Annotated in this window: 13 protein-coding genes and 1 pseudogene; 6 read left to right on the top strand and 8 right to left on the bottom strand. The window is 69.7% G+C overall.

Annotation, left to right across the window (positions count from 1 at the left end; translation table 11 throughout):
• Positions 1 to 6: 6 nt before the first annotated feature.
• The 3 genes and pseudogenes from mfd to ACN28I_RS22615 all read right to left on the bottom strand — a co-directional run bounded on the left by mfd (position 7) and on the right by ACN28I_RS22615 (position 4,309).
• Positions 7 to 3,589, bottom strand: a pseudogene (gene mfd, locus ACN28I_RS22625) (transcription-repair coupling factor).
• Positions 3,590 to 3,711: 122 nt separating this feature from the next.
• A complete protein-coding gene (locus tag ACN28I_RS22620) occupies positions 3,712 to 3,915 on the bottom strand; it encodes a hypothetical protein (protein ID WP_420944030.1) in 204 nt (67 codons plus the stop codon).
• Between the two features lie 70 nt (positions 3,916 to 3,985).
• The gene (locus tag ACN28I_RS22615) at positions 3,986 to 4,309 is read right to left on the bottom strand and encodes a c-type cytochrome (protein WP_420944029.1); all 324 of its coding nucleotides are present in this window, start codon (positions 4,307 to 4,309) and stop codon (positions 3,986 to 3,988) included.
• A 70-nt stretch (positions 4,310 to 4,379) separates the two neighbouring features.
• Between ACN28I_RS22615 and ACN28I_RS22610 the strand changes: the two genes are divergently transcribed.
• Positions 4,380 to 5,495 (top strand): acyltransferase family protein, encoded by a 1,116-nt coding sequence (locus ACN28I_RS22610; RefSeq protein WP_420944028.1) that lies wholly within the window; start codon positions 4,380 to 4,382, stop codon positions 5,493 to 5,495.
• Positions 5,496 to 5,524: 29 nt separating this feature from the next.
• On the opposite strand, the gene ACN28I_RS22605 is transcribed toward ACN28I_RS22610, so the two are convergent.
• The 5 genes from ACN28I_RS22605 to ACN28I_RS22585 form a co-directional block, all read right to left on the bottom strand.
• Complete coding sequence (locus tag ACN28I_RS22605) at positions 5,525 to 6,307, bottom strand: IS630 family transposase (protein WP_420940705.1); 783 nt, start codon at positions 6,305 to 6,307, stop codon at positions 5,525 to 5,527.
• A 22-nt stretch (positions 6,308 to 6,329) separates the two neighbouring features.
• Positions 6,330 to 6,599, bottom strand: coding sequence for a helix-turn-helix domain-containing protein (locus tag ACN28I_RS22600; RefSeq protein WP_420940706.1), 270 nt, complete (start codon positions 6,597 to 6,599; stop codon positions 6,330 to 6,332).
• 125 nt (positions 6,600 to 6,724) lie between these two features.
• Positions 6,725 to 8,323, bottom strand: coding sequence for a hypothetical protein (locus ACN28I_RS22595; RefSeq protein WP_420944027.1), 1,599 nt, complete (start codon positions 8,321 to 8,323; stop codon positions 6,725 to 6,727).
• Positions 8,320 to 8,667, bottom strand: coding sequence for a P-II family nitrogen regulator (locus ACN28I_RS22590; RefSeq protein WP_420944026.1), 348 nt, complete (start codon positions 8,665 to 8,667; stop codon positions 8,320 to 8,322). Before ACN28I_RS22590 ends, ACN28I_RS22595 begins: the two co-directional genes overlap by 4 nt.
• Positions 8,664 to 10,013 (bottom strand): bifunctional glycosyltransferase/class I SAM-dependent methyltransferase, encoded by a 1,350-nt coding sequence (locus tag ACN28I_RS22585; RefSeq protein WP_420944025.1) that lies wholly within the window; start codon positions 10,011 to 10,013, stop codon positions 8,664 to 8,666. The genes ACN28I_RS22590 and ACN28I_RS22585 overlap by 4 nt, the downstream gene beginning before the upstream one ends.
• 124 nt (positions 10,014 to 10,137) lie before the next feature.
• Here ACN28I_RS22585 and ACN28I_RS22580 point away from each other — a divergent pair, with 124 nt between their 5' ends.
• The 5 genes from ACN28I_RS22580 (at position 10,138) to ACN28I_RS22560 (ending at position 17,005) form a co-directional block, all read left to right on the top strand.
• The gene (locus ACN28I_RS22580; protein WP_420944024.1) at positions 10,138 to 12,336 is read left to right on the top strand and encodes a GumC family protein; all 2,199 of its coding nucleotides are present in this window, start codon (positions 10,138 to 10,140) and stop codon (positions 12,334 to 12,336) included.
• 12 nt (positions 12,337 to 12,348) lie between these two features.
• Positions 12,349 to 13,485 (top strand): glycosyltransferase, encoded by a 1,137-nt coding sequence (locus ACN28I_RS22575; RefSeq protein ID WP_420944023.1) that lies wholly within the window; start codon positions 12,349 to 12,351, stop codon positions 13,483 to 13,485.
• The gene (locus ACN28I_RS22570) at positions 13,482 to 14,870 is read left to right on the top strand and encodes an O-antigen ligase family protein (protein WP_420944022.1); all 1,389 of its coding nucleotides are present in this window, start codon (positions 13,482 to 13,484) and stop codon (positions 14,868 to 14,870) included. The genes ACN28I_RS22575 and ACN28I_RS22570 overlap by 4 nt, the downstream gene beginning before the upstream one ends.
• Positions 14,867 to 15,979: a glycosyltransferase gene (locus tag ACN28I_RS22565; protein ID WP_420944021.1), complete on the top strand. Its 1,113-nt coding sequence runs from the start codon at positions 14,867 to 14,869 to the stop codon at positions 15,977 to 15,979. The genes ACN28I_RS22570 and ACN28I_RS22565 overlap by 4 nt, the downstream gene beginning before the upstream one ends.
• A gap of 198 nt (positions 15,980 to 16,177) precedes the next feature.
• Entirely contained in the window at positions 16,178 to 17,005 is an 828-nt protein-coding gene (locus tag ACN28I_RS22560) for a hypothetical protein (protein WP_420944020.1), read from the top strand.
• Positions 17,006 to 17,010 lie beyond the last annotated feature (5 nt).

The raw sequence follows: 17,010 nt of genomic DNA, 5'->3' as shown, positions 1-17,010 counted from the left end.
TCCTGACTAGGCCTCCGGCAGCGCGCAGGTGCCGAGGTCGCGCAGCACCTTCTTGGCCTCGGCGATGAGGGACGGGCCCCGCACCTCGGCGCCCAGCTTCACCACCAGCTTCATGTCCGGGGTGAGCCGGTAGACGCCCTTGGAGCGCTGCACCAGGCCCGCCACCTTCATCCCGTCCAGCAGCGCGTCCGCGCCCAATGTCACCACCAGCCGGCCCGGGCCTCCCTCCAGCGCGCGCAGCCGGAGGTCTCTCATGTCGATCTTCAGCAGCGTCTGCTCCGAGAGGTTGTCCACCTCGTCCGGCGCCTCGCCGAAGCGGTCCACCAGCTCCGAGCGCAGATCCTGTACCTCGTCCGGATTGCTCGCCTGGCTGAAGCGCTTGTAGAACACCAGCCGCTGGTGCACGTCCGGCACGTAGTCGTCCGGAATGAGCGCCGGCATCGACAGCGTGATCTCCGGCTCGATCTGCACCTTCGGCGGCTCGCCCCGCACCTCGGACACCGCCTCCTCCAGAAGCTGCGCGTACAGGTCGAAGCCAATCGCCGAGATGGAGCCCGACTGCTCGGAGCCCAGCAGGTTGCCGGCGCCTCGGATCTCCAGGTCGTGGCTCGCGATGGAGAAGCCCGCGCCCAGCTCGGTGAAGCGCTGCAACACCTCCAGGCGCCGCTGCGCGTCCTTCGTCACCACGCGCCGCGTCGGCACCAGCAGGTACGCATACGCGCGCTCCTTCGAGCGGCCCACACGCCCTCGCAACTGGTAGAGCTGCGCCAGGCCGAACGTGTCCGCGCGGTTGACGATCATCGTGTTGGCGCTCGAGATGTCGATGCCGCTCTCGATGATGCTGGTGCACAGCAGCACCTGGTGCTTCTTCTCGGTGAACTCCAGCATCGCCTTCTCGAGCTGGCCCTCCCCCATCTGCCCGTGCGCCACGCCGACGGAGACGTTCGGCAGCAGCCGCTTGAGCATCTCCTCCATCGAGGGCAGCGACTCCACCCGGTTGTGCACGAAGAAGACCTGGCCGCCGCGGGCGATCTCCCGCTCGATGGCCTCCTTGATGGTCTGCTCGTCGAACTTCAGCACGAAGGTGCGGATGGAGCGCCGGTCCTGCGGCGGGGTGGCGATGATGCTCATCTCGCGCACACCCGACATGGCCATGTGCAGCGTGCGGGGAATCGGCGTCGCCGACAGCGTGAGCACGTCCACCAGGGCGCGCAGCTTCTTGATCTGCTCCTTGTGCTTCACCCCGAAGCGCTGCTCCTCGTCCACCACGAGCAGCCCCAGGTCCTTGAAGGCCACGTCCCCACCCAGCAGCTTGTGCGTGCCGATGAGGATGTCCACCTTGCCTTCCTTCGCGCGCTTGAGGACCTCCCGCACCTCGGCGGGCTTCTTCATCCCGGAGATGACGTCCACCACCACCGGGTAGTCCTTGAAGCGCTTCTTGAAGGACAGGTAGTGCTGCTGCGCCAGCACCGTGGTGGGCACCAGCACCGCCACCTGCTTGCGGTCCAACGTGGCCTTGAAAGCGGCGCGCATCGCCACCTCCGTCTTGCCGTAGCCCACGTCTCCGCAGACGAGCCGGTCCATCGGCTCGGACTTCTGCATGTCGTTGAGCACGTCCTCGATGGCCTTGGCCTGGTCCGGTGTCTCCTCGAACTCGAAGTCTGCCTCGAACTGGGCGTAGTACCGGTCCGGCGCGCTGAAGGCGTGACCCGGGTGCGCCCGGCGTGCCGCCGCGATGGTGAGCAGGTCCGCCGCCATCTTCAGCAGCTGCTCCTTCACCCGCTTCTTCGTCTTCTCCCAGGACGTCGTCCCCAGCTTGTCCAGCGTCACCTTGGTGGGGTCGCCACCGGTGAACTTCTGGATGAGCCGCATGCGGCTCACCGGGAGGTAGATCTTGTCCTTGCCCGCGTACTCCAGGACGAGGAAGTCCCCGGGCACCCCGTTCACCTGCATCTTCGTCAGGCCCGCGTAGCGGCCCAGTCCGAAGTCGGTGTGGACGATGATGTCCCCTTCCTTCAGGTCCTTGAAGCCCGAGGCGAAGGCATCCAGGCTCTTCGAGCGCCGCACCCGCCGCCGCGCCCGCGCTCCAAATATCTCCTCGTCCGACAGCACCGCGATGCCGCCCGTGCCGTCCACGAAGCCGTGGCTCACCTCGCCCGTGAAGAGGTGGGCGAAGACCGAGGGCTCGAACAGCGTCGCGGCGTCCTCGAGCGGCCCGGTGTGGACGCGGACCATCACGTTGCGGTCCAACAGCAGGCGCTTGAGCCGGTCCGCCTGGCTCAGCGTGCCGCAGGCCACCGCGCACGCAATCCGTGTGTCCCGCCAGCGCTGGAGCCGCTCGACGAGCGGGGTGAGCGCGCCCTCCTCGCCGTGGTGGGCCAGGATGGCCTCGCGCACGTCCTGCGTCGTGCCGAAGGGGAAGAGCACCGGCGGCGCCTCGCCCTGGGTGAGCGACAGGCCCCCACCCTCCATCACCCGGTAGGCCCCGAGCCGCTGCTCCGCCTGCTCGCGCGTGAGGAAGTGCTCCTCCGGGGGATAGGTGAGCTCCTGTTCCGCATCGGCGGCCGCGGCCGAGCGCTCCACCTCGGTCCACAGGTCCTCGGCGATGCGCTCGAGGCCCATGGGGTCATCCAGGTAGAAGAGCGGCTCCGGGTGCCACAGTCCCAGGTAGTCGAAGACGGTGCCCAGGCCTCCCTCGAAGAAGCCGGGCAGCAGGCCCTCCAGGCCGAAACCGGGCAGGCCCTCGCGGATGGCGTCCAGGCGCTCGCGCAGCTTCGTGGTGGGCAGGTTGATGCGGTCCGCCACCTCGCGGGCGGCGGCCTCGGCGCGCACGCGCGTCTGCTCGGAGAAGATGACCTCGCGCGCCGGCAGGAGGATGATCTCCTTGAGCGAGTCCACCGTGCGCTGCGTCTCCGGATCGAAGGCGCGGATGGACTCGATGGTGTCGCCGAAGAACTCGATGCGGACGGGCTTCTCGTAGAGCGGGCTGAAGACGTCGATGAGGCCGCCGCGCACGGAGAAGGTGCCCAGGTCCTCGACGAGCGGGCTGCTCTGGTAGCCCATGTTGGCGAGCTTCCGGGCGAGCTCGTCCCGATCGAAGTCCTGGCCCACGCCGATGCGCTCGGAGAGCTCCTTCATCACCGTGGGCGGGAGCACCCGGCGCAGCAGGCCGCGCATCGAGAGCACGAGCGCGGGGAAGCGGGTGCCCTGGCTCAGGTGGAAGAGGGCGCCGAGCCGGTCCGCGACGGTGTCCGCGTCCGGGGAGAAGCTCGTCGAAGGGGAGCACCTCGTCGGCGGGCAGCCGCAGGACGTGGGGCTCGAAGGGGGTGCCCTTGCCGCCGAGGAAGAAGGCGAGATCTCCCGCGAGGGCATCCGCGGCCTCCTCGTCCGTGGCGATGCAGACGAGGGGCGCCTTCAGGGTGCGCGTCAGCCGGGCGAGCGCATAGGCCCGAGCGGCTCCCTGGAGGCCTTGCGTGCGGACGCGCTGCCCCGGGCGGAGCAGCTCCAGCACACGGGCGAAGGGGTCCCCTGCCACGGGAGGCCCACCAAGCGCCTCCACACCGAGCTTCTGGGTAAAAGGAGTTTCCATCCGAGGGGGGCGACCTGGAGCGCCCCCCCGGTAATTAGGAGCCGGACCCGTGTAGGTCAACGGAAGAGCGAGGGAGCCAGTTGGCGACAGGCACTCCGGCCCCCGGGCCTACACTCCCCTACTCAGCCCCGGACCCGGAAGTCCTCGTCGTCATCGTCCTTGTCGTCATCGTCATCGCCGCCATCACCGCCGCCTTTTCCATCCCCATCGAGGAGGGCAAGCGGAGAGCGCGGGGCCTCCTCGGAGGCGGAAGCGGCCGCGAGCGGTGCGCTGGTGAGGCGGGCGAGAGCAAGCAGGGAGACGAGGGCGAGGGTGAGGATGCGCATGGGGGGAATGCCTCCTGTCACTGGGGACGACATGCGTGACAGGGATATTCACCCCCGTCCCGATGGGGAATCAGCCCTTCTTGAAAGTGCGGATGTAGGCGACAAGGGCGTCGATCTGCCCGGGGGTCAGCTTCTCCTTGTAGGCCTTCATCTTCTTGTTGCGCGGGGAGCCGTCGGCGATGGCCTCGCGGATGTCGTCGTTGGTCTGGGCCTGCTGCCAGGCGGGCTGGGACATGTCGACGATGGCCTCCTTCTTTCCCATCTGGGTCTGCGCCCGGCCATCCGGCCCGTGGCAGGACTTGCACTTGGCCGTCCAGACCTCGGCCACCGTGTCTTCGGCGTGGGCGGCGGTGGCCAGCGAGAGGGAGAGCAGCAGGGCGAGACGGGTCTTCATGGTTGGGGAGCCTCCAGGCGTCGTGGCACTCGTTTGGGGCAGCAATGGGGTGCTGGTAGTTTGCGCGGGAGTGCAGAAGCGCGTCCATCTCCCAGCCCTCACCAGCTTGCGCGGTGTCGCCGCCGTCTGGGTGGTCCTCTACCACTTCCAGGACGTCCTGCGCGCGGCGGGAGCGGTGCCTGCTCCCCTGGCACGTCTGGTGGGCCACGGCCACTACGCCGTCGATCTCTTCTTCCTGCTCAGCGGCTACGTCATCGCCTACAACTACCTGGACCTGCCCAGGCCGCTCGAGCGACGGACGTGCTTCCGCTTCCTCTTCATGCGCCTGGCGCGCATCTACCCCGCGCACCTGGTGGGGCTGCTCGCGGTGGTGCCCATGGTGATGGCCGCCCGGCTCATGGGCATGGGCCTGACAGACGAGGGGTACGGGCTCGCGACCTTCCTGCAGCACCTCACGCTCACCCAGGCGTGGGTCCCGTTCATGAAGCTCAGTTGGAACTACCCCGCCTGGTCGGTCAGCGCGGAGTGGTTCGCCTACCTCTCCTTCCCCGTGCTGGCGGTGGGCCTGCGCCGGGTCCGGGGGAGGGTGGCCAACGCCCTGCTGCTGGTGGCCTGCGCGGGGCTGCTCTCGTCCGGGGGCTTCGTGCCCCACACGGCGCCCTTCCGGGAGCTGTGGCGCGTGATGCTGGCCTTCCCGGTGGGCATGGCCCTCTTCCACGTGTCGCGCACGCTGCGCCCCGCGCCGTGGCTGCCGCGCGGGGTGGCGGTGCTCTCGGCCGCGGGCCTCCTGCTGGCGCTGATGGCCGAGGGCGTCCCCCACCGGCTCTTCTTCGTCCTCTTCGCCGTGCTCCTCTGGGCGCTGTCGGAGCTGCGGCCGGGAGACCTGTCCGCCTTCTGTGCGCGGCCCCTGGTGTGGCTGGGCGAGGTCTCCTACTCGCTCTACATCTGCCATGCCCTGGTGCAGAAGGTGCTCAACGAGCTGCTCCCCGCCCGCGCCCTGGAGGCCCTGCCGCTTCCCCAGCGGGTGCTGGGGCTCGGCCTCTACGCGGCGCTCCTGCTGGGCTCGGCCTACGGGCTGTGGCGCCTCGTGGAGGAGCCCTCCCGTCGCTTCTTGAAGCGGGTGCTCGACCGGACGGCGCCGGACGCGCGCGGCGAGCCGGTGGCCCCCGTCGTGCCGGGGACCTAGTGGAGTGTCCGACAAGTTTTTCAACATAGTCAGGACAGGTGCCGGTCCACCCACGAACGCATCTTGGCGCGAGTCCAGGACCAGGTGAAGGGGTGGGCGTAGAGGCGGTTGTACTCGGGCCAGCTGGCGTCGAGGTGCTTGATGAGCTCGTCACGGCTGGCCCAGTCCCCTCGTTGCAGGTAGCGCTCGGTGAAAGCGCGAAGCAGCAACTCCGCCTGATTGAGCCAGGAGGCATGAGCTGGAGTGAAAATCACCCGGACGTGCGGGTAGTGGGTGCGAAGGAAGTCGAGCGTCTGCCTGGCGGTGTGACTGGAGCCGTTGTCCCAGATGAGGTGGATGCGCCTGGCGTCGCGATGGTCCCCAAGGAGTTGCGGCAGTACGGCTCGCAAGCAGTCCCCGTTGTTTCTCTCCAGGTCCCAGCTGCGCATGCGGCCGGAGTGCACTACCAGCTTGGCCAGGAGGTTCACCGTACCGTGCCGCTTGTACTCGAACTCCCGGTGCTCGATGAGGCCGGGCTGCATGGACCGCACGGGCTGGTCGCCGTGCAGCACCTGGATGTTGGGCTTCTCGTCCACGCACAACACCACTTCGCCCTTCTGGGCCAACTGCTGCGCTTGCTCATAGCACCACAGCACCTGGGCCGCTTTGTGACGGAAAGTGTCGTCCAGGGTGGGTGTCTTCCAGTAACGCGTGCGGTGCGGCTGCAAGTCAGCGTCGTGCAGGATGAGCGCCACCGTGGAGTGAGAGATGGTGGGCGCAATGCCACGCTGACGTGCCACCAGGGCCAGGCTCCGGGTGGACCAGTGCGTCATCTCCAAACCGACGCCCGCCGGCTCACAACATGCCAACTGCTCCACCTCCACTCGCTGCAGGGGGGGAAAGCTCCCGCGGACGGCCGGAGCGGGGTGCATCCAGCACCACATCGACACCGTATGCTTCGTAGCGACGACACAAGTTCCAAATGGTGGTGCGCTCCAGTTCGAGTCTGTCGGCCAGCTCCGACACGACGATGTCCGGGGCGGTCATGGCCAGCAGGATGCGCGCTCGACGCGCGACGCGCTGCTCGGTACGTCCGTCCTCCACCAGCGTCTTGAGGTAGGCCACTTCCCCAGGCGAAAGGTGGAGGAGATGCGGCGGTCGTCTCCTCATCCACCCAACTTACCCGGTCTCTTCGTCCACCCAACCTACCCGCTGGCCCGATTATGTTGAAAAACTTGTCGGACACTCCACTAGAAGCCCAGGGTCCGTCCGGGAGGCACGAGCCAGACCTTCTCGAGGAAGCGCACCGCGCCCTGGTCCGCGCCGTGGTGTTTCACCGTCGCGGCCTGCACGCCGAAGAGCAGCGCGAGTGTCGCCAGTCCCGCGAGCAGGGGCGTGGCACCTGGGCGGCCCGTTCCGCTCAGTCCCAGCCGCGCGAAGACCCAGACGGCCAGGCCGAGCAGCAGGGCCAGCAGCAGCAGTCCGGCCTCCGGGTTGGAGAGGCCGAGGACGTTGAGCGCGCTCGGAGGCTGGTAGCCCGCCCGCAGCAGCGGCACGGCCAGCCCGAGGACCACGTTGGACACGTCATCGGGCACGTAGTTGACGAAGGTGGCCACGCCCGTGAACACGATGGACGCGGTGCACAGCGCCGCGGCCGCGCTCGCGAGCGCCTGGCGGCCCGAGGCCCGCAGCCGCTCCAGCAGCAGGGCCGCGGGCAGCAGCAGGAAGGGCACCAGCCCCGTCAGGTGGCGCGGCCCCGTCGTCCAGCCCCACGAGTCATACGAAAAGGAGGACGTGAAGTACGTGTACCCGGCGAGCAGCGCCACGACGAGCCACAGGTGCGCCCGCATCTCCCGGCTGGCGCGGGCCTCGCGCCGCAGCACCCCCACTCCCGGCAGCGCGAGCAGCAGGAAGGGCGACAGGGTGAACAGCCCGCGCAGCGGCGAGAAGAAGGAGAGGGCGAAGGCGCGGGGATCCGGGTAGCGGATGCCCAGGAAGCCTCCCAGGTGCCACGGCTGATAGGCCGCGTCGTTGAGGTACTTGTACCCGCTCTCCAGCGGGTGCCCGAAGGCCGCCTGGTGGTAGAGCATCAGCCCCACCACGAAGGGCAGCGCCCCCAGGGTAGCCAGTCCGGCGCCCCGGCCCAGGCGCACCCACCGCGCGCGCACCGGCTCGTCGCGCCACAGCACCGTGAGCACCGCGTACAGCATCAGCCCCAGCACCCCCAGCGCACCGGTGTACTCGGCGGCCACCGTGGCGCCCGCGCAGGCTCCGCCCACGAGGTAGCCCCGCTCGCGCCACTCGCCGCGCGCCAGCCGCCACAGCGCGTAGAAGCCGCCGAAGAGCAGCACCGCCGTCGTCTGGTGGCTCATGAAGAGCAGCGAGTAGCTGAAGGCCAGCGAGCCCAGCCCGTACGTCACCGTCACCGCGTCCGCCACCGCCGGGGACACGTACGCCCCCAGGAAGCGGCGCACCCACCACAGCATCACCAGCGTGGGCAGCACCGTGAGGAAGAGCCGGCTGAAGAAGACGAGCGGCACTTCTTTCACCGCGTACAGGAAGCCGCCGCTCCACGCGCGCAGCACCGCGTACACGGGCACCGCGGCGAAGGAGAGCAGCGGGGCCTTGGAGGGGTAGTACTTCCCGTCCTTCACCGACAGGTCGCCGACGTAGCCGAAGTCCTTCAGCGCCCGGTTGATGTCGAGCGTCCCGTACTCCACCAGCGCCCGCGTCTGCCACAGCCGGCACAGCTCATTGGGCGAGCGCAGGCCCGGGTGGTACGGGAACAGCAACACGTACAGCGCCACGAGCACCGCGTAGGCCGCGCGCGAGCCGGGCAGGGCACTCACAGCGCGTCGCTGCCGCGTTCCCCCGTGCGGATGCGCACGGCCTCGTCCACCGGCAGGACGAAGATCTTCCCATCCCCAATCTTGCCCTCGGCGCCCGAGCGGGCCGCGCGCACGATGGCGTCCACCACGCGCGTCACCATGTCGTCGTCCACCACCACCTCCACCTTCACCTTGGGCAGGAAGTCCACCACGTACTCGGCGCCCTTGTAGAGCTCCGTGTGGCCCTTCTGCCGGCCGAAGCCCTTCACCTCCACCGCCGTCAGTCCGTGCACGCCCACCTCGTGGAGGGCGTCCTTCACGTCGTCCAGCTTGAAGGGCTTGATGATGGCTTCGATCTTCTTCACTCGGCACCTCCAGTGGCGCGCGCCACCGCGAAGAGGCTCATTCCCACCGGCAGCTTCACCTGACTCTCGGCCTTCGCCAAGAACGGGGCGATCCGGTCATACACCTTGAGCTGCAGCTTCGGCACCGAGCGGCGGCGCATCACCCGGCTGTTCATGAACCAGCCCGGAATCCCCACCAGGTTCATCCACTCGAGCGTCTCCACCTCGAAGCCGTTGCCCTCCAGCACCTGGCGCAGGGCCTCCGGGGTGTAGCGCCGGTGGTGCCCCACCGCCTCGTCGATGGAGCCGAAGAGCCGCGGCAGCGCCGGCACCAGCACCACCACCTTGCCGCCCACGGGCAGAATCTGGCGGAAGCGGCGCACCGCCGCGGCGTCGTCCGGAATGTGCTCCAGCACGTTGGAGAGCACGATGGTGTCCAGCCGCTCGGCCTGGAGGGACTCCCAGTCCGCCAGCGCCACGTCCGAGAGGTATGGCCGCACGTGCGGCTTGCCCCGGAACTTGTTCTTCAGCCGGTCCACGTAGAAGCGGTCCACCTCGAGCGCGATGAGCAGCTCCAGCCCCGGCTCCAGCTTCTCGGTGATGGTGCCAATGCCCGCGCCAATCTCCAGCACGCGCCGGCCCAGGTGCTCGCGGAAGCGCTGGCCCAGCCAGGCGTTGTAGTTGCTGGCGCCGTCCATGCGCTCCAGCGTGGTGTAGCCCTCGTGCTGGTTGTCCGCGTCGTTCTGCACCGTGGCGTAGCGCAGCAGCGTGCGCAGCCGCGCGAGCTGCGCGCCCAGCGGCCGGTGCGGCGCCGTGTCCAGCGTCACCGGCACCTCCGCCAGCCGGTAGAGCTGCGCCGACAGCTTCACGACGATCTCCGCGTCCACCGAGTCGTCCTCGCTGGTGAGCGCCACCGACTTGAGGGCCTCGGTGCGGAAGGCGCGCTGGCCGCAGAGCGGATCCTCCAGCGACACGTCGGTGACGAAGCGGGTGACATGGCCCAGGGCCCGGTCCGCCAGCACCTCCGCGTCCAGCTTCGGCCCCCGCCGGCTGCCGAACACGGCGTCCGCCGCGTCCTCGCGGATGGGCCGGCACAGCGCCTCGCAGGCCTCCAGCGAGTAGGCCGCGTCCGCGTCCTGCAGGACGGTGATGTCGCCTGTCACCCGGCCGAGCGCCGCCCGGATGGCCGCTCCCTTTCCGGACAGGCCGGAGAGGACATGCACGTTGGGCCGGGTAGGCGCGTCCAGGGGCCCGTCCCCGGCGAGGATGACCTCGGTGCCTCGCGCGGCGAGCGCATGGGCGAAGCGGGAGGCGGCCTCGGCGGACGCGGGGGTGAACGGGATGACGAACGAGAGGGACTGGCTCACGGCCGGGTGACTACCACATGGCGGGCACGGGTGCTCGCAGGTGTGCACACCGCGTGGCAGGAGGGCTTGCGAGCGAGGCGGTGAAGATTGACCCCCCCGTCCTCCCGGGGCAGTCTGGCCCGTCGTGGAAGAGACTTCGAACGAAGCCCCCGAGGCGCCCGAGCCGTCGCTGGACGTGATGCAGTACGTCCGCGCGCTCTGGAGGCGCAAGTGGCTCATCCTCGGCGTGACGGCCGTGATGGTGCTGGTGGGCCTGTTCCATACGCTTCGCCAGCCGAAAATCTACGCGGCCAGCACCTCGCTCATCATCGACGTCGCCGCCCCCCGGGTGCTCGACACCGAGGTGAAGGAGGTCATGGGCGACGAGCGCGGCAACTACTGGGCGAACAAGGAGTACTACCAGACGCAGAGCGAGGTCATCACCTCGCGCGCGGTGGCCTCGCGGGTGGTGGACCGGCTGGGCCTGCGCACCGACGCGGCCTTCCTCGGGGTGGCGGGCATCCAGGACGAGGAGGCGCGCAAGAAGGCCATGGCCGCCGCGGACCCGGTGTCCCTGGTGCGCTCGCGCATCACCGTCATTCCCTCGGCCAACTCGCGCGTGGTGCGCATCGCCGTGGAGGACGTGGACCCCAAGCGCGCGGCGCTGCTGGCCAACGAGGTGGCCGAGGCCTACATCGCGGAGAACCTCGCCCTGCGGCTGAAGACGACCGAGGGCGCCAGCGTCTGGCTCGAGGAGCGGATGGGCGAGCTGGGCTCGCGCGCCGGCACCAGCGAGCTGGACCTCTACAAGTTCAAGCGCAGCGCGGATGTGCTCTCCCTGTCCGTCAATGGCAAGGACGGGCAGCAGCATCCGAGCACGGCGAAGCTGGCGTACGACCGGTACATGGACGAGCTCATCGCCGTGCGCACGCGGATGGCGGCGGTGCAGGCCCGGGTGGATGCCATGTACCAGCTCCGCAAGAACGCGAGCCCCGACGCGGACCACTGGGCCGAGGGCCTCCCGGAGGCCGGCGAGGGCGCCCTGCGCGACCTGCGCGCCAAGGTGCTGGAGCAGCGCACCGCCTGTGTGGAGCTGTCCGAGCGCTACCTGCCGGAGCACCCCAAGATGCAGGAGTGCCAGGGGAAGCTGACCGTGATGCAGCAGGAGCTGCGGCGCGGCCTGGAGAACCTGGTGCGGAGCGCGGAGACGGCGCTGGCGGCCGTGAAGGCCAACGAGCGCACGCTGCTCGAGCGGGTGGCGCAGGCCAAGGCCGAGGCCTTCGAGCTGACGGAGAAGGAGATCGCCTACCACAAGCTCCGGCGCGAGGCGGAGAACGACCAGCGGCTGTTCGAGATGGTCCTCAAGCGCTTCAAGGAGCTGGAGCTGTCGGGCCAGCTCCGCACCAGCAACGTGCGCGTGCTGGACGCGGCGCTGCCCAACCCGGTGCCGGTGCGGCCCAACACCCGCAGCGCGGTGATGCTCTTCTTCCTGCTGGGTTTCATGGGCGGCGTGGCGGTGGTGCTGGGCCTGGAGCTGCTCGACGCGAGCGTGGCCAACCGCGCGGACGTGGAGGAGCGGCTGGGGCTGGCCTTCATCGGCGCCATGCCGCCGCTGAAGCCCGAGGACGGAGGGCCGACGGACCTGTTCATCCACCGCCACCCGCGCTCGCCGGCGGCGGAGATGTGCCGGGCCATCCGCACCAACCTGCTCTTCATGTCGCCGGACAAGCCGTTCCGCACGGTGGTGGTGAGCTCGGCCGGGCCCGCCGAGGGCAAGTCCACCGTCGTCATCAACCTGGGCATGGTGATGGCGCAGACGGGCACCCGGGTGCTGCTGATGGACACGGACATGCGCCGGCCGCGCCTGCACAAGGCCTTCGGCGTGCCCGACGACGTGGGCGTCAGCTCGCTGGTGGTGGGCGAGGGCTCGCTGGAGAGCGCCATCAAGTCCACGGACGTGCCCAACCTCTTCGTGCTGCCCTGCGGGCCGCTGCCGCCCAACCCCGCCGAGCTGCTCCATACGCGCGCCTTCTCCGAGCTGCTCGGCAAGCTGCGCGAGCGCTTCGACTGCGTCCTGCTGGACAGCCCGCCGCTGGGGCCCGTCTCCGACGCGCTCGTCCTCTCCAAGCAGACCGACGGCATCCTGCTGGTGCTCAAGGCGGGGACCACCCAGCGCGAGCATGCGAAGCGGGCCATCCGCTCGCTGCGCGACGTGAAGGCCCGCGTCATCGGCGCCCTGCTCAACCACGTGGACCTCAAGGGCGGCAAGTACGGGGCCGAGAATTACGGCTACAACTACCGTGGCTATGGCAACGAGCGTGACGAGCAGCGCACCGTTTCCTGAGGACGCTCCGGTATGAAGGTCCTCCAACTCGGCAAGTACTACGCCCCCTACCGGGGCGGCATGGAGACGCACCTGTCGGGCCTGTGTGAGGAGCTCAAGGGCCGCGTGCAGTTGGAAGTCCTCGTCTCCAACTCGGCCCCGCGCACCGTGCGCGAGGTGGTGAAGGGCGTGCCCGTCACCCGTTGCGCCGAGCTGGTGAAGGTGGCCTCCACCTCGCTCAACCCCACGCTGCCGCTGGAGTTGTCGCGGCGCCGGTACGAGCTGCTGCACATGCACTTCCCGCACCCCATGGCGGTGATGGGGTACCTGGGCAGCGTGCGGCCCCGGCGGCACGGGCTCGTCATCACCTACCACAGCGACGTGGTGCGCCAGAAACGGCTGCTCAAGGTGTACGGGCCCTTCATGCAGCGGGCGCTGGCGCGCGCGGACGCCATCCTGGTGGGCTCGCCCAACTACGTGGAGACGTCCGAGGCACTGCGGCCGCACCGGGACCGGTGCCACGTGGTGCCCTTCGGCATCGACGTGTCGCGCTTCGTCCGCACGCCCGAGCGCGAGGCGGCGGCCGCGGCCGTGAGGGCCCGCTACGGCGGCGCCCCGTTGCTCATGGGGGTGGGGCGGCTCGTCTCCTACAAGGGGTTCGACCACGCCATCCGCGCGCTGCGCGAGGTGGAGGGGGCGCACCTGCTGCTGGTGGGCGACGGGCCGTTGCGCGCGGAGCTGGAGGCCCTGGCCCGGGCGTGCGGGGTGGCCGGGCGCGTCCACTTCCTCGGGAACCTCGGGGACGAGGAGCTGCTCGCGCTCTACTTCGCGTGTGACGCCTACGTGCTGTCCTCCGTCACCCGCGCCGAGGCCTTCGCGCTGGTGCAGCTCGAGGCCCTGGCGTGCGGGCTGCCCGTCATCAACACCGCGTTGGACTCGGGGGTGCCCTTCGTCAGCCGCCACGAGGAGAGCGGCCTCACCGTGCCGCCGGGGGACGAGGCGGCGCTGGCCGCGGCCATGCGGCGCATGCTGGCGCACCCGGAGCAGCGGCGGGCCTGGGGCGAGGCGGGCCGCGCGCGCGTGCTGGCCGAGTTCACCCAGGCGCGCATGGGCGAGCGCGTGCTCGCCGTGTACCGGGACGTCATGGACGCGAGAAGGGCGCGGGGATGATCGGCCTCCTCCTGACGCTCCTGTCCTTCGGTGGGACGATGCGGGCCACGCGGCGCGGCCTGGGCCACGGGCTGGGCGCGTTGCTGCTGGTCGGCTACTTCTACGGCATCCTCCGGGCGCGCTTCGCCGACGGCCTGTCCCACTTCATGTTCGACGGCGCCGTGGCCGGCCTCTATCTGGCCATCCTCACGGGCCGGAAGCGGCAGATGCGCCTGGGCCATGATGGCCAGGTGCTGCGGCTCTGGGTCCGGGCGCTGATGGTGTGGCCGCTGTGCACCATGCTGCTCTCGCCCTTCTTCGACGCGCAGCACTTCTTCATCCAGTTGGTGGGCCTGCGCGTGGCCATCCTGCTGCTGCCGTTGATGGCCATCGGCGCGAAGATGACGGACGAGGAGCTGGACTCGCTGGGGACGTGGGTGCTGTGGCTCAACGCCGTGGCCTTCCTCTTCGCCCTGGCGCAGCTCGTCATCGGCGTGGAGCCTTTCTTCCCGCGCAACGCCGTCACCATCATCCTCTACATGTCCAACGACGTGGGCGCGGAGCGCGCGCTGCGCATCCCGGCCATCTTCAACACCGCGCACGCGTATGGCGGCACCATGCTGGTGTCCCTGCCGCTGCTGGTGCGCCGCTGGCAGCGCCTCTCCTCCACCCGGAGCCGGGTGATGACCGGGGCGGTGTTGGTGGCCAGTGCCCTGGGCATCTTCATCAGCGCGACGCGCAGCCCGGTGGTGCAGCTCTTCGTCATCCTGATGCTGGTGGTGCTCGTCACCGGCCTGTCGCTGAAGGTGCTGGCGGGGGTGGCGGGGCTGGTGGGCGTGGTGGGCGTGGTCGTCCTCCAGAACCCTCGCTTCCAGCGCTTCCTCACGCTGGAGAACACCGGATATGTCGCGGAGCGCGTGTCCTGGAGCGTGAACTCCAGTCTGATGGACGTCATCACCCAGCACCCGCTGGGCAACGGGCTGGGCAGCGCAGCGGGGACGAGCATTCCCTTCTTCCTGTCCCACCTGGCCCGGCCGCAGCACGGCCTGGAGAACGAGTTCGCCCGCATCACCATGGAGCAGGGAGTCATCGGCCTGGTGATGTGGCTGTGCTTCCTCGGCTGGATCTTCACCCGGTTGCCGCCGCGCCGCCGGGGAGGCTCGCTGGTGGGAGAGCGGATGATGTGGGCCACCCTCCTGACGGTGTGGGCCACCGCCTTCATGGGCACGGGCATGCTCTCGTCGATTCCCGGCACCGCCTTCGTGCTGCTGTGGATGGGCGTCATCGTCGGGACGCGCCGTCCCGCGCCCGTTCCGCAGCGCCGGCCCGCGGCTCCCAAGGCCCCCGCGCCCCAGACGTCCATTCCGGCGTCCGCGCCCCCGGGGCTCTCGGAAGGGCGCGCATGAGCCCTCGTAGACGGGTGGCCTTCGTGGTGAATGGCACGCCGGGCAGTCCCATGAGCACCCGCGCCGAGGCCTTCGCGCGGGCGTTGGCGGCGGACTTCGACGGCGTGCTGCTCCACCGGCACCCCCGGAAGCTGCGGGCCATCGCCGAGCTGGTGTCCGGCTTGCGCGCCCTGCGGCCCGAGGCCGTGTACGTGCTCGACCTGGGGTACTCGGGCGTCGCCGCGGCGGCGTTGTATGGGGCGCTGGGGCGGGTGCTCGGACGCTGTCCTCGCGTCGTGGACACCGGAGATGCCATCGCCGCCCTCTCGCGCTCGGTGGGCGGCCGGGGCCGGGTGGGGGAGCTGCTCACCGAGGGCCTCGAGCAGTTCGGTCTGCGCACCGCGAATGCCATCGTGGTGCGGGGCACCTTCCACCAGCGGCTGCTGGCGGAGCAGGGCCTCGCCAGCACCGTCATCCAGGACGGGGTGCACGTGGAGGCGTTCCTACCCCGTCCCGCCGCGGAGCTGCGCCGGAAGCTGGGACTGGAGGGGGTGCTGACGGTCGGCATCCTCGGCTCCTCCATCTGGAGCGAGCGGCTGCGGGTGGCCGTGGGGTGGGAGCTGGTCGAGCTGATGCGTCTGTTGAAGGGCCGGCCCGTGAAGGGCGTGCTCATCGGCGACGGCAGCGGGGTGCCCCACCTGCGCGAGCGGTGCCGGCGCTACGGCATCGAGGAGCAGGTGCGCTTCATCGACCGCGTGCCCTACGCATCCGTGCCCGAGTACCTCGGAGCGCTCGACGTGGTGCTGTCGACGCAGAGCAACGACGTCGTGGGCCAGGTGCGCACCACGGGGAAGCTGCCCCTCTACATGGCCAACGGGCGCTTCATCCTCGCCACCGACGTGGGCGAGGCTTCGCTGGTGCTGCCCGGGGAGATGCGTGTGCCCTATGAGGGCGTAGTGGATTCCACCTACCCGTCCCGTCTGGCCGAGCGCGTGGAGGGACTGCTCGCCCGGCCCGAGCGGCTGCGCGCGGGAGAAGCACTCGTGGGCGTGGCCCGGGAGCGGTTTGACTACACCGTGCTGGCCGCGCGGGTCCGCGACGTGCTCCAACGCGTCATGCGCGCCCGGTGACGGCGCCGACGGCTCTCACGCCGCGTGCGGCCTCGAAATACTCCCCGAAGGCCAATCCCTCTCATTTGACAGGAATCTGTTCACTTCTATAGGTTGCCCGCCTCCTTCCTGAAAGGAATTCTCGTGCGACTCTGGAAACTCAGCGCGGCAATCCTCGCGCTCTTCGTTGTGGCTTGTGGTGGGGAAACCGGAACGACGGTGGATTCGCAGGAGGCGGGCACGCTGCAGCTTCCGCTGACCGCGTCGTCCTCGGACGGCAAGGTCTACCGGCTGGTGGGGGCGACGTTCAACGTCACCGGGACGCAGACGGTCACCGTCACGGACACGGCGGCGGACACGGTGATGGTGCCGCTGCAGGCCGGCTCCTACACCATCGAGCTCGCTCCCGGCTGGACGATGGAGCGCGTGGATGCGCCCGGAGCGCCCGTGCCGGCCGCGCTGCTGTCTCCCAACCCCCTGCCGTTCTTCGTGAAGAAGGAGGAGCCGACCCAGGTGCGCTTCCAGTTCAAGCTGCCCGGCGAGGGCAGCGCGGACGTGGGCTTCGAGGTGGACAGCGGCGGGTGGTTCGCCGGGAGCTTTCTGCTCGACTCGGCCGGTGGTTCCATTCCCAACCCCTACGAGGAACTGGTGGGCAAGAGCGTGCCCTTCCTCATCAGCTTCAAGTCGTACACCACCACCCGGGAGAGCTGGGGCATGACGCAGGTGCGCACCGGCCCCGTCACCGTCCAGTTCGGCGGGGCTCCTTCCGCGCAGCTGGAGCGCATCGCCGCGGCCCTGAAGGACGCGGAACTCTTCCTCAGCCTGCGGACGGTCTCGGGCTCCACGGTCGAGTTCAGCAACGCGAACCTCTTCAGCCCCTCGACCGGCATCATGTTGGACTTCTTCCCGGGCTTCAGCTCCTTCCTGGGGGTGGTGGACGGCGATGGCTTCCCGGTCTTCCGGCCCTTCTCGGTCGATGCGCCCATGCGCATCAACGAGCCCGCGAACAGCGCGGTGGGCCTGTCGAGTGTGAACGCCTCGCCGTGAGCCCT

The organism is Archangium gephyra (genome assembly GCF_049060025.1).
Taxonomy (GTDB): Bacteria; Myxococcota; Myxococcia; order Myxococcales; family Myxococcaceae; genus Archangium; species Archangium gephyra_A.
Note: the sequence above shows the minus strand (reverse complement) of the source record. Positions and strands in the feature narration are given on the sequence as shown.

Bases quoted from the DNA above. Each gene is read 5' to 3' on its own strand.
- ACN28I_RS22620 (WP_420944030.1), bottom strand. From the start codon at position 3,915: ATGCGCATCCTCACCCTCGCCCTCGTCTCCCTGCTTGCTCTCGCCCGC.
- ACN28I_RS22605 (WP_420940705.1), bottom strand. From the start codon at position 6,307: ATGACGCACTGGTCCACCCGGAGCCTGGCCCTGGTGGCACGTCAGCGT.
- ACN28I_RS22615 (WP_420944029.1), bottom strand. From the start codon at position 4,309: ATGAAGACCCGTCTCGCCCTGCTGCTCTCCCTCTCGCTGGCCACCGCC.
- ACN28I_RS22575 (WP_420944023.1), top strand. From the start codon at position 12,349: ATGAAGGTCCTCCAACTCGGCAAGTACTACGCCCCCTACCGGGGCGGC.
- ACN28I_RS22570 (WP_420944022.1), top strand. From the start codon at position 13,482: ATGATCGGCCTCCTCCTGACGCTCCTGTCCTTCGGTGGGACGATGCGG.
- ACN28I_RS22565 (WP_420944021.1), top strand. From the start codon at position 14,867: ATGAGCCCTCGTAGACGGGTGGCCTTCGTGGTGAATGGCACGCCGGGC.